At 74.2% G+C, this 14,515-nt stretch carries 11 protein-coding genes; 9 read left to right on the top strand and 2 right to left on the bottom strand.

Annotated features, from left to right (window positions below):
- Window positions 1-126: 126 nt before the first annotated feature.
- The 3 genes from OG553_RS09895 to OG553_RS09885 all read left to right on the top strand — a co-directional run bounded on the left by OG553_RS09895 (window position 127) and on the right by OG553_RS09885 (window position 5,239).
- Window positions 127-1,533 (top strand): hypothetical protein, encoded by a 1,407-nt coding sequence (locus OG553_RS09895; RefSeq protein ID WP_405978622.1) that lies wholly within the window; start codon window positions 127-129, stop codon window positions 1,531-1,533.
- Window positions 1,534-3,554: 2,021 nt separating this feature from the next.
- A complete protein-coding gene (locus OG553_RS09890) occupies window positions 3,555-4,391 on the top strand; it encodes a sulfurtransferase (protein WP_405978621.1) in 837 nt (278 codons plus the stop codon).
- Window positions 4,392-4,471: 80 nt separating this feature from the next.
- A complete protein-coding gene (locus OG553_RS09885; protein WP_405978620.1) occupies window positions 4,472-5,239 on the top strand; it encodes a DUF4097 family beta strand repeat-containing protein in 768 nt (255 codons plus the stop codon).
- Window positions 5,240-5,243: 4 nt separating this feature from the next.
- Here the strand turns inward: OG553_RS09885 and OG553_RS09880 are convergent, their stop codons facing one another.
- Complete coding sequence (locus OG553_RS09880; protein WP_405978619.1) at window positions 5,244-5,645, bottom strand: RidA family protein; 402 nt, start codon at window positions 5,643-5,645, stop codon at window positions 5,244-5,246.
- Between the two features lie 125 nt (window positions 5,646-5,770).
- Here OG553_RS09880 and lon point away from each other — a divergent pair, with 125 nt between their 5' ends.
- Window positions 5,771-8,167 (top strand): endopeptidase La, encoded by a 2,397-nt coding sequence (lon, locus tag OG553_RS09875; RefSeq protein WP_405978618.1) that lies wholly within the window; start codon window positions 5,771-5,773, stop codon window positions 8,165-8,167.
- 135 nt (window positions 8,168-8,302) lie between these two features.
- Entirely contained in the window at window positions 8,303-8,743 is a 441-nt protein-coding gene (locus OG553_RS09870) for a MarR family winged helix-turn-helix transcriptional regulator (RefSeq protein WP_050779716.1), read from the top strand.
- A gap of 29 nt (window positions 8,744-8,772) precedes the next feature.
- Here OG553_RS09870 and OG553_RS09865 read toward each other — a convergent pair whose 3' ends face one another.
- Window positions 8,773-9,546 (bottom strand): hypothetical protein, encoded by a 774-nt coding sequence (locus OG553_RS09865; protein WP_405978617.1) that lies wholly within the window; start codon window positions 9,544-9,546, stop codon window positions 8,773-8,775.
- 378 nt (window positions 9,547-9,924) lie between these two features.
- On the opposite strand from OG553_RS09865, the gene OG553_RS09860 reads away from it, so the two are divergent.
- Genes OG553_RS09860 through OG553_RS09845 form a run of 4 tightly spaced genes read left to right on the top strand, consistent with a single transcriptional unit; the run spans window position 9,925 to window position 14,513 of the window.
- Window positions 9,925-13,044: a nitrate- and nitrite sensing domain-containing protein gene (locus OG553_RS09860; RefSeq protein ID WP_405978616.1), complete on the top strand. Its 3,120-nt coding sequence runs from the start codon at window positions 9,925-9,927 to the stop codon at window positions 13,042-13,044.
- Window positions 13,041-13,517: a roadblock/LC7 domain-containing protein gene (locus tag OG553_RS09855; RefSeq protein ID WP_362471593.1), complete on the top strand. Its 477-nt coding sequence runs from the start codon at window positions 13,041-13,043 to the stop codon at window positions 13,515-13,517. Before OG553_RS09860 ends, OG553_RS09855 begins: the two co-directional genes overlap by 4 nt.
- Complete coding sequence (locus OG553_RS09850; RefSeq protein ID WP_361605209.1) at window positions 13,514-13,897, top strand: DUF742 domain-containing protein; 384 nt, start codon at window positions 13,514-13,516, stop codon at window positions 13,895-13,897. The genes OG553_RS09855 and OG553_RS09850 overlap by 4 nt, the downstream gene beginning before the upstream one ends.
- Window positions 13,878-14,513, top strand: coding sequence for a GTP-binding protein (locus OG553_RS09845; RefSeq protein ID WP_405978615.1), 636 nt, complete (start codon window positions 13,878-13,880; stop codon window positions 14,511-14,513). Before OG553_RS09850 ends, OG553_RS09845 begins: the two co-directional genes overlap by 20 nt.
- Window positions 14,514-14,515: the final 2 nt, after the last annotated feature.

Here is a 14,515-nt window from a genome sequence, read left to right as displayed (position 1 = left end):
ACCACCGGACCCGCCACCGCAGCCGGCCAGGACCAGCACCGCGCCCAACAACACCACCGTCGCGGCACCAGCCGCTCGGATCGCTCGCACACCCACCTCCGCAGGTACTCCGACCGAACACCGAGTATGGAGGCCCCGCCCGCCGACCGAAAGCACCCGGAGGCCGCCATCCGCCGCATCACCCCCTGGCGCGTGCTGCCCCCGCTGGCCGCCGTGCTCCTCGGACTGTGGGGCCTGCCGCGCGGCGCGGGCGGCGGGAGCATGTGGCGCGACGAGTCCACCACCTGGCAGGTGGCCCACCGCCCCCTCGGCGGACTCTGGGAACTGCTCGGGCAGGTCGACGCGGTGCACGGCCTCCACTACCTGCTGATGCACGGGGTCTACGGCCTATGGGACGGCGGCCTGTGGGCCCTGCGGCTGCCGTCCGTGGCCGGCACCGCCCTCGCCGCCGCCGGAGTGGCCGCCGTGGCGCACCGGCTGGCGGGTGAGCGGGCCGCGCTGATCGCCGGCACCGCGTACGCCCTGCTGCCACCGGTGCAGACGTACGCCCAGGAGGGCCGCTCGTACGCACTCGTCTCCGCGGCCGTGGCCTGGGCGACGTACCTGATGCTGCGCGAGCGGTGGGCGGCCTACGCGGTGGTGCTCCTGCTGGGCTGCTGGCTCCACGAGTTCGCCGTACTGGCCCTGCCCGCGCACGCCCTCACCGCGTGGCGGGCGCGCGGCTGGCGGTGGGCGGCCGGCGCCGTCCTCGCCGGGCTGCTCCCGCTGGCCCTCGTGAGCGCGCGCCAGGCGTCCGCGCAGCTGGGGTGGCTGGGGCGGCCGTCGTGGCAGGACTGGGTGGCGTACGGGGTGCTGGTGGTGGCGGTGGCCCTGCTGGCCCGGGGGGCGGGCGAGCGGGAAGCCGTACGGGTGGCCGTGCCGCTCGCGCTGCTGCCGCCGGGGCTGCTGATGGCGGTCTCGCTGGTGCAGCCCCTGTACGTCGACCGGTACGTCCTCTACGCGCTGGCGGGGCTCGCGGTGCTGGTGGGGGTGTGGGGGCGGGGGCGGTTGGTGCGGCCGTGGCCGTGGCCGGCGTGGGTGCTGGTGGGGGCGCTGCTGGTGCCGGCCGGGGCGTGGTCGGTGTGGCTGCGCACCCCCGAGGCGCGCAAGGACGACGCCCTCGCCGTGGCGGCGGCGGTACGGGAGCGGGCCCGGCCGGGGGACGCGGTGCTGTTCATGCCGTCCCGGCGGCGGGAGTGGCTGCTGTCGTCGCCCGGGCTGTACGCGTCCGTCCGCGACGTGGCCCTGTCCCGCAGCCCGGCCGAGTCCGCCACCCTCCACGGCACGGAACTCCCGCCGGACGCAGTCCGGGCGGCGGTCCTGGCCTCCCCGAGGGTCATCGCCCTGCTGGACCCCCCGGACCAGCCGCTGGACGCCCACCCGGCCGAGGCGGCGAAGCGCGAGGCCCTGAGCCAGGCCTTCGACCGCTGCTCGGTGACACCGGTACACGGAGCCCGGGTGGCGGTGTACGCGCGGCGGGGCGGGTGCGGGTGAGGGTGGTGGGGGGCGGGGGTACGGGGCTTGCGGTGCGGGCCCGCTATCTCCCCCGCGAGGGGGTGGGGGCGGGTCGGTGGCTGCCCACCCGCCTCCCCGGGTGCGGGCCGGTGGGTACGCGACACCGTGCGGCGGTGGGGTGACCTTCGCGGGTGGGCCCCGGGCGGTATCGGCCGCCCGCGGCTCGGGGTGTGGGGGCTCGCGCGGTACGGCGGTGGGGGCATGCCGTCCGGCTGTGTGCGCGGCGGGGCTCCGGTGGTGGGGCGGCTTCCGGGTGGGCGGTAGCCCCCTGGGGCGGGATCATCGCTGGTTTGGGGGTTTCCCGTCAGTCCCATCGTCCTTCCGTGTCGGGCCGGCCTGTCAAGGGCGCTCCTTCGTCGCGTCGCTTCGCGATGGCCTTCGGCCACCCTTGACAGACCGACCCGCCCCGGAAAGCCGAAGAACTGTCGGGAAACCCCCAAAAGAACGGTCACGGGGCAGGAGAGGGACAGCGGCCTCGTCAGCGTTGAGGCGAGGGGCCGGGCGTCGGCCGCCGGGCATCCGAGCCCTCAGAAGTCCCGGTTCCGGGCCGGGTGCGCGGCTACCCGCACCAAAAGGCGACCCGAGCGACCTGCGGAGCCCCCTAGCGCCCCAGATCGCTACGCGCTCCCCTTTCCTCGGCGTCCGGCGACCGCCCGTGGCTGATACCTGCACGAAAGGACGGCCAGGGCAGCCCGGGAGACGTCCGGGCGCATCAGATCGCTACGTGCTCCTCTCGTCTCGGCGTCCGGCGACCGTCTGGGGCTGATACCTGTACGAGAGGACGGCCAGGGCAGCCCGGGAGACGTCCGGGCGCATCAGATCGCTACGTGCTCCTCTCGTCTCGGCGTCCGGCGACCGTCTGGGGCTGATACCTGTACGAGAGGACGGCCAGGGCAGCCCGGGATGCCTCCCCGCGCGTGAGATCGCTACGCGCTCCTCGTTCCTCGGCGGCGAATGACCGTCCTGGGCTGATACCCGCACCAGAGGACGAGTAGGGCGACGCGGGAAGCCGGTGGGCGCGCCAGATCGCGGCGCGTTGCCTACTGTTTGGCGGCCAGCGGCCAGCGGCCAGCGGCCAGCGGCCAGCGGGCGTCTTGGGCCGGTCTTGGGTCAGAAGGAAGGCTCGCGCGCCCTCTTTGTCCGTTTCTGGGGGCTGTGGTGAGGTCGGAAGGGTCTCTGTCGGAGTCTGTGGTCGAAAAAGACGTCCGCAGGCTCCGACAGGCCGCCGAGGACTGTGCGGGCGGGCCGATTCGCCGCTCGAAGGTGGCCTTCCGCCCCATTCCTTTCCCACACCGGCCCCAGACGGCCGCCGGACGCCTGAGAACGGGCAGCGCGTAGCGATCTGAAGCGCCCGTCGGCCCCCCGGGCCGCCCTGTTCGTCCTCTGGTGCAGGCATCAGCCTCAGACGGCCGCTGGTCGCCCGAATCTGGGCAGCGCGTAGCGATCTGATGCGCCTCTCGGCTTCCTGGGCCGCTCTCTTCGTCCTCTCGTGCGGGTATCGGCCACGGACGGTCGCCGGACGCCGAGAAAAGAGGAGCGCGTAGCGATCTGGCGCGTCTGGGGGTTCGGCAGGGGGCTCTGGTCGCCTTTTGGTGTGGGTTGTCGCGCCCCTGGCTCGGAATCTCGACATCTGAGGGCTCGGATGCCCAGTCGGCCGGGCCCCGGCCCCTCGTCTCGTCCCTGACAGGCCCGCCCCTTGTCCTCTGTCCAGTGACCGTTTCTTTGGGGGTTTCCCGGCAGTCTTTCGGCATTCCGGTTCGGGTCGGTCTGTCAAGGGTGGAGCGAAGCGACATCGCGAAGCGACGCGACGAAGGAGCGCCCTTGACGGGCCGGCCCGAACCGGAAGGACGATGGGACTGACGGGAAGCCCCCAACCCTCCCTGAGACCGCCCCGGGGGATACCGCCCCCGGTACCCCCCCGCCCGGCGCGTCGATGGGTGAGGATGGGCCGCAGACCGTGTCCGTGTCAGTGTCCGACGCCGCCAGCCGGAGGCCCCCGTATGCCCGTCACCGAGATGCCCGGTCCCCTCGTCGGCAGTGCGTGGCTCGCGGAGCGGCTCGGGGGCGTCGTGGTGTTCGACGCCTCCGTCGGGGCGCATCGCGGGGCCGGTGTGAGGATTCCCGGCGCCCGGCCCTTCGACCTCGACGGTGTCCTCTCCGACCACGCCGCCGCTGCCCCGCACACCATGCCCGCCCCGGCGGACTTCGCCGAGGCCCTGCGCGGGCTCGGGGTGTGCGACGCCGACGCCGTGGTCGTGTACGACGGCGCCGGGATCTACTCCAGTGCCCGCGCCTGGTGGATGCTGCGCGCCATGGGCTTCGACCGGGTGGCCGTGCTGGACGGGGGGCTGCCCGCGTGGGTGGCGGCCGGGCTGGACGTCGAGGCGCGGGCGGCGGCGTACGAGGGGCCGCGCGGGGACTTCACCGCCCGGCCGCGCCCGGGGCTGCTCGTGGACGCCGGCGCCGTCGCCGCCGCGCTCGGCGATCCGGCCGCCGCCGTGTTCGACGCCCGGACCCGCGGGCGCTTCGCCGGGACCGCCCCCGAGCCCCGGCCGGGGCTGCGCGGCGGGCACATGCCGGGCGCGCTGAACCTGCCGTTCGGGGAACTCCAGGGGCCGGACGGCCTGATGCGTCCGGCCGGGGAACTGCGCGAGGCCTTCGGGGTGTTGGCGGGGGAGCGGGAGCGGTTCTACTTCAGCTGCGGTTCGGGCGTCACGGCCTGCGTGCTCGCGCTGGGGGCGACCCTGGCGGGGTACGGGGAGACCGCCGTGTACGACGGGTCGTGGAGCGAGTGGGGCCTGCCGTCGGAGCTGCGGCCGGTGGTGACCGGGCCCTGACGGGGGTGGGGCTAGCCCCACCCCGGGTTCGGATACCTGCACCAGCGCGGGCCGGGCCCCCGCTCGGCAGACTCGTCGGCATGGCACTCCACACCTCCTCGCGCCCCGTCCGCACCGCTCTCGCGGCCACCGTCGCCGCCTCGGCCCTGCTGCTGTCGGGGTGTTCCTTCGTGGAGGAGGCCAGGCTGAAGACCGCCGAGGCCGACGCCGCCGTCGCCGAGGCCGTCACCGCGGTGGAGCTGACGGGTCTTCGGCGGGGGTCGGTGGTGGTGTCCCCGGGCAGTGGTCCCGGAGTCACCGTCCACCGGGTCGTGCACTACCGGGGCGACACCGCGCCCGTGCCGGGGCAGCGGGTCGCGGGCGGGGTGCTGAGCTTCACCCACGGCTGCCAGGGGGACCAGGACTCCTGCTGGGTGGACTACCGGCTGGAGGTGCCGGCGTCGGCGAAGCTCAAGGTCGGCAGCAGCAGCGGCGACATCACGGTGACGGGCGTGGCCTCCGCCGAGCTGGACTCCTCCTCCGGTGACGTCCGGGCGGAGCGGATCCCGGGCCCGCTGAAGGCCCGTACCTCCTCGGGGAACATCACGGCCACCGGCCTGTCCGGCCCGGAGGGCGAGTTCCGTTCGAGTTCCGGGGACGCCGTGGTCGGCTTCGAGAAGGCCCCGGCCTCGGTGTCCGTCACCACCAGTTCGGGCGACGTGACCCTGAAGGCGCCGCAGGCCCCGTACCGGGTGTCGGCCGACACCGCTTCGGGCGACCGGGACGTCACCCTCGGGGACGCCCCCGACGCCCCCTCCCGGATCACGGTCCGGACCACCTCCGGCGACATCCGCCTCTCGGCCGCCTAGCCCGTCAGGCCGTCACACCCGTCACCGCGTCGACCTCCACCTCCACCAGCCAGGCCGGGTCGATGAAGCGGGACACCTCCACGAAGGTCGTCACCGGGCGGATCGCGGCGAACCGTTCGCCGTGGGCCCGGGCGGCCTCCTCCCAGGTGGTGATGTCGGTGAGCATGATCCGGGTCCGCACGACGTCGGCGAGCGAGGCGCCCGCCTCCTCCAGGGCCCGCTGCGCGATGTCCAGGCAGCGCACCGTCTGGGCGTGGACGTCGCCCGGGCCGACGGTGGAGCCGTCGTCCCCGATCGGAGCCGTGCCGGCGACGGCCACGTAAGGGCCCGTGCGCACCGCGCGGGAGAAGCCGATCCGGGGTTCCAGCGGGGAGCGCGAGCTGACGGTCCGTCGTGTCTCTGTCATGGCGTCATGGTGCTACGGGGGGCCCGCCGGAGGTGTTCGCCCCCGGCGAACGGGCGTTGGGGAACATTGCCGGACGCAGAAGCATTGAGTCGGCATAGCTCAACTTCACTGCCGGAGGGAAGATCATGGCTTCGACGTCCGTATCGCTCACCCTGCCCGTACTGCCGCTCGACGACGAGGTCGTACTGCCCGGGATGGTCGTCCCCCTGGACCTGTCCGACGCCGAGGTGCGCGGAGCCGTCGAGGCGGCGCAGGCGGCGGTGGGCAGCGGGAAGCCCCGGGTGCTGCTCGTGCCGAGGGTCGACGGGAAGTACGCCGGGATCGGTGTGCTGGGGACCGTCGAGCAGGTCGGGCGGCTCTCCGACGGCGATCCCGGGGCGCTGATCCGCGGGCGCGGCCGCGTCCGGATCGGCGCCGGCACCACCGGGCCCGGGGCGGCGCTCTGGGTCGAGGGGGAGACCGTCGACGAGAAGGTGCCCGACCCGCTGCCCGGGTCCGTCGCCGAGCTCGTCAAGGAGTACAAGGCCCTCGCCACCAGCTGGCTGAAGAAGCGCGGTGCCTGGCAGGTCGTGGACCGGGTGCAGCAGATCGAGGGGGTGTCCGCCCTCGCCGACAACTCCGGGTACTCGCCGTTCCTGAGCGTGGCCCAGAAGGTCGAGCTGCTGGAGACCGTCGACCCGGTCGCCCGCCTCCGCCTCGCCGTCAAGGCGCTCTCCGACCACCTCGCCGAACAGGACGTCGCCGAGTCCATCGCCAAGGACGTCCAGGACGGCGTGGAGAAGCAGCAGCGCGAGTTCCTGCTCCGCCGCCAGCTGGAGGCCGTCCGCAAGGAGCTGCGCGAGCTGGGCGGGGAGAAGGAGGGCGAGGAGTCCGACGACTACCGCGCCCGCGTCGAGGCCGCCGACCTGCCCGAGAAGGTCCGCGGGGCCGCCCTCAAGGAGGTCGACAAGCTGGAGCGGTCCAGCGACCAGAGCCCCGAGGGCTCCTGGATCCGCACCTGGCTGGACACCGTCCTCGAACTGCCCTGGAACGAGCGCACCGAGGACGAGTACGACATCCAGGGCGCCCGCGCGGTGCTCGACGCCGAGCACGCCGGGCTGAACGACGTGAAGGACCGCATCACCGAGTACCTGGCCGTGCGCAAGCGGCGCGGCGAGCGCGGCATGGGCGTCGTCGGCGGACGGCGCGGAGGTGCCGTCCTCGCGCTGGTCGGGCCCCCCGGCGTCGGCAAGACCTCGCTCGGGGAGAGCGTGGCCCACGCCATGGGCCGGAAGTTCGTCCGGGTCGCCCTCGGCGGCGTGCGGGACGAGGCCGAGATCCGCGGGCACCGGCGGACGTACGTCGGCGCCCTGCCCGGACGCATCGTGCGGGCGATCAAGGAGGCCGGGTCGATGAACCCGGTCGTGCTCCTCGACGAGATCGACAAGGTCGGCTCCGACTTCCGGGGCGACCCGGCGGCCGCCCTGCTGGAGGTCCTGGACCCGGCGCAGAACCACACCTTCCGGGACCACTACCTGGAGGTGGAGCTGGACCTCAGCGACGTCGTCTTCCTCGCGACGGCCAACGTACTGGAGGCCATCCCCGAGGCCCTCGCCGACCGCATGGAGCTGGTCCGCCTCGACGGCTACACCGAGGACGAGAAGGTCGTCATCGCCCGCGACCACCTGCTGCCCCGCCAGCTGGAGCGCGCCGGGCTGACCGCCGAGGAGGTGGTCCTGGGCGAGGACGCGCTGCGCAAGCTCGCCGGGGAGTACACCCGCGAGGCCGGCGTGCGCACCCTGGAGAGGTCCATCGCCCGGCTGCTGCGCAAGGTGGCCTCCCAGCACGAACTGGGCGAGCGGGAGTTCCCCTTCACCGTCGGCGCGGGCGAGCTGCGCGGCCTGATCGGCCGCCCGCACCACGTCCCGGAGTCCGCCCAGGACCCGGCGGAGCGGCGCACGGCGGTCCCGGGCGTGGCCACCGGCCTCGCCGTGACCGGGGCCGGCGGCGACGTCCTGTTCGTCGAGGCCTCCCTCGCCGACCCGGAGACCGGCGCCGCCGGGCTCACCCTGACGGGCCAGCTGGGCGACGTCATGAAGGAGTCGGCGCAGATCGCCCTCAGCTTCCTGCGCTCGCACGGCGCGGAGCTGGAGCTGCCGGTCGCCGACCTGAAGGACCGGGGCGTGCACATCCACTTCCCGGCGGGCGCCGTCCCCAAGGACGGGCCGAGCGCGGGCATCACCATGACCACCGCGCTGGCGTCCCTGCTGTCCGGCCGCCAGGTGCGCACGGACGTGGCCATGACCGGCGAGGTCTCGCTGACCGGGCGGGTGCTCCCGATCGGCGGGGTCAAGCAGAAGCTGCTCGCCGCGCACCGGGCCGGGCTGACCACCGTGATCATCCCGAAGCGGAACGAGGCCGACCTGGACGACGTCCCGGGCGAGGTGCTGGAGGGACTGGAGGTGCACCCGGTGACGGACGTGCGGCAGGTGCTGGAGCTGGCCCTCGCCCCGGCGGTGGTGTCCTTCACCAAGGCCGCCTGATCCGGAAGCCGCACACGGTCGCCCGAGGGCCCGGACCCCCCATCGGCGGGGCCCCGGGCCCTCGGCGCACCCGCTGCGAAATACTGTCCCGAACAGGGGTGCCACGGTGTGCCCCGCCACGGATGGGAGCGGCACGTGCACGGCAGCGAAGACCAGGAGTTCCTCGCCCTGGAGCGGGAGCTGTCCGTCTTCCTGCGGCGCGCCCGCGCCTCCTCCGGCGAGATGGCCCGCGCCCTGCACCCCGAGCTGGAGCCGGCCGCCTACGGGCTGCTCGTCCGGCTGGAGGCGGCCGGCCGCCAGCGGGCCACCGAGCTGGCCGCCTACTTCGGCGTCGGCAAGGCCACCATGAGCCGCCAGCTGCGCGCCCTGGAGGTGCTCGGCCTGGTGGCCCGCGAGCCGGACCCCGCCGACGGCCGCGCGTTCCTCGTCGGCCTCACGGAGGAGGGCCGGGAGCGCTTCCTGCGGGTACGGGGAGCCCGGCGCGAGCAGTACATGCGCAAGCTCGCAGACTGGGACCGCGGCGAGGTCGCGGAACTGGCCAGACTGCTCAACCAGCTGAACTCCGGAGAGGAGTAGCCGGCCCTCTCCCCGCAGCCGGCCGGGGCTCAGAGCTCCGCGTAGACCGCCGAGGCGTCGTCGTGCCGCTTGTGCCGGGCCGGCGGGCGCAGCGGATCCGACTCCACCGCCCGGACCCGCCCGATCAGCCCCCGCGCCCCCTCCTTGCGCAGCACGTCCAGGCAGGCCGCCCAGTCGCCCTCCCCGAACGTGTCCGTCCAGCGGCTCGCCCCGTCCGTGAGCGCGGCCACCGCCAGCACCTCCGCGCGCGGGGTGCGCCCGGTGACGGCCCGGGCCGCCACCTCCGGGTCCGCGGCCGCCGTGAAGAAGCCCCCCTCGGCGTTGCGCAGCGCGTCGGTCGCCGCGACCGAGCCGCGCACCCCGTCCGGCACCCGGTCCAGCCGGTCGTCCAGCACCGGCGTGACGGCACCGCCGGGTCCGCGGAGCAGGAGCACGGAATCCGAGAGCACGAGGTGCTCCACGTACGACTCGTCCCAGCGGACCAGGACCACCGTCGCCTGCGGGGTGCGAACGTGAGAAAGGTCACAGGTGTCGCGGTGCGCGTCCGCGGTGTCGGCGATCGCCCGGGCCAGGACCCCCTCCAGGGGCATGTCCCGCCGCGATCCGGACAGTTCGGTCAATCGGCCGCCGAGCCGGGTGGAGAACCAGGGCACCCCGTGCACGCATCCGTCGTCCCCGCGCGGCGGGGTGACCCCGTCCAGGACGACCACGACGCCGCCTCCCGACGCAGGTGCCGACGCCGACACCCAGTCCTGGTTGGGGTGTTCCGGGTTGCCGGGTTCGGAGGCCAGGTCGATGCGCATGCGGACATTCTGCCCGCCGGGACCCCCTGGAGCCCGGAAGGTCCATACCAATGCCCGGAACGGCGTCGCCGCCCGCCCGGGGGCCCGCCCGCCCGCTCCCCGCGAAATGTGGGCGGGCATACTGCCAAAGCCCGCGGCGTTCTTTCAACCGCCCGTCCATGCCGGGCCCCTGGCACGCGATGCCCGAGTTGGTCGGCCACTCCTCCGTGATGTTCACTCCTTCGAGTGGCCGGGTGGGCGATGTGCGGCTCTCCTCCCAACACACTGCGAAGGTCTGAGGCGGTACGAGGGGGCAGGGGGCGTTTACTTGTTGACCGGCCGTTACCTCGGCCACACGAGTAGACGAGCACGAGCACACGTACAGGATTGCGAGCACCGGTGTCTAAGAAGCGGTCTCGGAAGAACGGCACCGCCAGCGCCGACGGACCCGCCAACGCAGGACGGCGCGTACGCGTCCGCAGCAGGCTGGTCGTCGGAGTAGCAGTCGCCGGACTCACCGTCCTCGCGGCAGGCACCCCCGCCGTCGTTTCCGCCACGAGGGAACTGAACGACTCCCAGCGCCTGGTCACCCTGGCCGAGCAGACGCAGCACGCCCTCACCCTCGCCCACCTCCTCGGCGACGAGCGCGACGCCGTCGTCGAGTACGCGGCCAAGGGCCGGCCCGGCAACGCCAAGGCGCCCGTCGACGAGCGCACCGCGCGCACCGACCGGCAGATCGCCGAACTCCAGCCGGAGGCCGACGCGGAACTCGCCCGCGCCCTCGGCAAGGTGAAGGCCGTCCGCGCCGAAGCCGTCGACGGCAAGGGCACCGCCCTCGCCGCGCAGCAGGCCTACGCCGGACTCCTCACCGAACTCCTCACCCCCGGCGACCGCCTCGCCGAGCTCACCCCGCCGCGCGCCGAGGCCGCCCTCGCCGTCACCCGGCCCATGGCCCCCCTGGGCCAGGCCGTCGACCAGGCGTCGGCCACCCGCGGCCTGCTGCTCGCCGCCCTCGCCGTCCCGCGCGCCGAGCAGGCCCCGAACTCCGCCGTCGCCGACGAGCTCACCGGCGCCGCCCAGCGCTCCCGCGTACGCGAACAGGCCGCCCTCGACGACTTCGCCCGCGCCGCCCGGCCCGCCGTGCGCCAGACCCTCGCCGCCACCGTCACCGGCCCCGAGGTCAAGGCCGCCGACGACCAGCTCAAGCGCCTCACCGAGCGGTCCACCCTGACCCCGGCCGAGCGCAAGGCCACCGACGCCGCCGCCCTCGCCACCACCCTCACCGCCCGCATCGACCGGATGCGCTCGGTGGAGTCCACCCTCGCCGGGGACCGCGCCACCGCCTTCACCAAGCTGCGCGACGACGACGTGACCCGGCTGGAGCTGATCGCCGCCGGACTTGGCGTCCTCTTCCTCTTCGTCATCGGCTTCTCCACCGCCGTCGCCCGCTCCCTCACCAGACCCCTCTCGGTGCTGCGGCGCGGCGCCGAACGGCTCGCCACCCCCGAGGGCTCGCAGGAACCCGTCCGCTTCACCGGCCGCAACGACGAGTTCGCCGAGGTCGTACGCCACCTCAACTCGGTCCGCGACCAGACCGTCGGCCTCCACACCAAGATCGCCGGGCTCGACGCCGACCGCCGCCGCCTCATCGGCCGCAACGAAGCCCTCGCCGGCGGCCGCGAGGTCCTGGAGGACGAGCTCGCCAAGCTGCGCGCGGGACTCGAAGAGCACCGCCGCATCATGTCGACGACCTCCGTCTCCCTCTCCCTGCGCACCCTCGGCCTCGTCGAGCGCCAGCTCGCCGTCATCGAGGAGCTGGAGTCCAAGGAGGGCGACCCGGACCGGCTCGCCACCCTCTTCAAGCTGGACCACCTGGCGACGGTCATGCGCCGCCACAACGAGAACCTGCTCGTCCTCGCCGGACAGGAGCACGGCCACGGCCAGAGCCTGCCCGTGCCCCTCGTCGACGTCATGCGGGCCGCCGTCAGCGAGATCGAGCGCTACGAGCGCGTCGACCTCGCGGCCATGCCCTCCTACACCCAGGTCGCCGGGCACGCCGCCGACGACATCTCCCACGTCCTCGCGGAACTCCTCGAGAACGCCACGACCTTCTCCCCGCCCGAGGCGAAGGTGAAGGTGTCCGGCTGGCTGAACGACGCCGGCGACGTGGTCCTGTCCGTCGTGGACGAGGGCATCGGCGTCACCGAGGACCGCCTGGCCTCCCTCAACACCCGCCTGTCCACCCCCGACGCCTACGACGAGGAGCCCGAGGCCGAACACGGCCTGGGACTCGGCCTGTACGTCGCCGGACGCCTCGCGGCGCGCCACGGCGTCACCGCGGAGCTCCGCGCCGGCCGGCACGGCGGCCTGGAGGCCCTGGTCGTCGTCCCCGAGGCGCTGCTGCCGGACGCCCCGCCGAGCTCCCCGGTGCACACCCTGGCCACGCCCGGCGGTCCCGGGTTCCAGCTGCCCGGCGTGATCGCCGAGGCCAACGAGAACACCCTGCCGCCGCGGCTGCGCACGCCCGCCGCGGAGCAGGACGCGCAGCCCGTGGAGCCCGCCGGACAGCCCGCCGCCGAGCCGCCGGCCGCCGACGCGGAGCCCGCCAAGGTCGTCACCCTCGCGGAGGCCTTCGACCCGGAGACGGGCGAGGCGGACGCGGCGGACGCGGCGGACACCGCCGACGAGGACGCGGCCGCCGCCGAGCCGGCCGCCGCCGCTGCCGCCGCGCAGGAGTCCGCCGAGGCCGAGGTCTACGAGTCCGACACCTTCGACGCCGGGTCCCTGGTGGCCGAGGCCTTCGGAGCCGGCGCCTTCACCCGCGCCGACGGAGCCGCCGAGCCGGAAGCCGCCTTCGAGCCGGAGCCCGCCTTCGAGCCGGAGCCCGTCGCCGAGCCGGAGCCCGCCAAGGTCGTCACCCTCGCCGAGGCCTTCGAGGACGCCCCGCCGCCGCCCGCCGACCAGGTCTTCACCGCGGCCGCCCCCGGGACGGCCCCCGCCGCCGGGACGCCGGGCGGGGTCGCTCCCGAGCAGGAACTCCTCGCGCGGGTCGTCGCCGAGGCGGACGCGGACGCCTTCACAGCGGCCGGCCCCGCCCCGGCGGAGACCGCCGGGGGACCGGAGACCGCGCCGGGTGCACCCGTACACGACGAAGGAAACACCGGACCGGCGCACGACGCCGAACAGTCCAGCCACCGGCGGGCCGCCGACGCGGAGGACGGCTTCGTCCCCCGCCAGGGCAGCCACCCCGAGCCCATGGCCGAGCCCGCCACCCAGACCGTCACCGCCAAGGGACTGCCCAAGCGGACCCCGCGCTCCGTGGCGGCCCCCGGCATCGGAAACCCCGCAGCGGCCCGCCCCGAGCCGCGCCGGGTCGACGCCGAGGAACTGCGCCGCCGGCTCGGCGGGTTCTACCAGGGCGCCCAGGACGGGCGCCGGGTCGTCGCGGAGGAACTCGCGCAGGACCGGGGGCAGGGGCACACCGACCAGGGGGACACCGCACAGGAGGCACGCACATGACCGCGCCCAGTACGTACGGACTGAGCACCCAGGCCCGCAACCTGCAGTGGCTGCTGACCGACCTGGTCGAGGAGGTGCCCGGGGTCAACTCCGTGGCCGTCGTGTCCTCGGACGGGCTGCTGCTGCTCTCCTCCGAGCCCGCGGCGGAAGCCGCCCAGGGTGACCGTCCCAAGGGCCCCCGCGGCGCCTCGGCCGACCTCGCCACCATCGTGTCCGGACTCGGCAGCCTCACCACCGGTGCGGCCGCCCTCATGGAGTTCGGCACGGTCAAGCAGACGATGGTCGCCATGGAGAACGGCTCCGTCTTCGTCATGTCCATCAGCGACGGCTCCCTGCTCGGCGTGCACGCCACGCCCGACTGCGACATGAGCGTCGTCGCCTACCACATGGCCCTCTTCGTCGGCCGCGCCGGCCACGTCCTGACCCCCGAAGTCCGCAGTGAGCTGCGCCAGTCGATGGAGAAAAACCCGTGAGGAGTACGGCCTCCGACCGGCTGCCGATACGCGGCGCCGACCGCCGCCCCGCCCGCGTCCGCCCGTACTCCCTGACGGGCGGCCGCACCCGCTTCCCGCAGGTGCTGCTGGTGGAGACCTTCGTCGCCACGCTCGACAGCGGCCCGGCCAAGACGCCCGACCGCATGCCCGAGATGCGCGCCATAGTCGAGGTGTGCCGCCGGATGCGCACCATCGCCGAGATATCCGCACTGCTGAAGCTGCCGCTCGGCGTGGTCCGGGTCCTGGTCAGCGACCTCGCCGACCAGGGACGGATACGCGTCTACGGCACGGGCCACGGCACCGGCCGGCCCGACCGCGCGCTGCTGGAAAGGGTGCTCAGTGGCCTCCGCCGTCTCTGATTTCGCCGCCGACGTGACGGGCCTCGTGGACGACGAGCCCGTCCAGCCCTGGCAGTACGACCGCTCGCGCGCCCCCGTCGCCGTCAAGGTGCTCGTCGCCGGCGGCTTCGGCGTCGGCAAGACCACCTTCGTGTCCTCGGTCTCCGAGATCACCCCGCTGCGCACCGAAGCGGTGATGACCCAGGCCAGCGTCCCCACCGACGACCTGACCGGGACCCCGGACAAGAGCACGACCACCGTCGCGATGGACTTCGGGCGCATCACCCTCGACGACGACCTCGTGCTCTACGTGTACGGAACCCCCGGCCAGGAACGGTTCTGGTTCATGTGGGACGACCTCGTGCGCGGGGCCATCGGCGGCCTGGTGCTCGCCGACACGCGCCGGCTGCGCGACTGCTTCCCCGCGCTCGACTACTTCGAGACCTGCGGGCTGCCGTACGCGGTCGCCGTGAACCACTTCGAGGGCTCGCGCTCCTACGACGTGGAGGACGTGCGGGAGGCGCTCACCATCCCGCCGCACGTCCCCGTCGTGATCATGGACGCGCGGCGCCGGGCCACGGTCGTGGAGTCCCTGCTGACCCTCGTGGGCCACGCACTGGACGCCACTCCCGAGTAGGT

Source organism: Streptomyces sp. NBC_00158 (assembly GCF_045160885.1).
In the GTDB taxonomy this organism is placed as follows: domain Bacteria; phylum Actinomycetota; class Actinomycetes; order Streptomycetales; family Streptomycetaceae; genus Streptomyces.
This window is presented reverse-complemented; position numbering and strand designations above follow the sequence as displayed.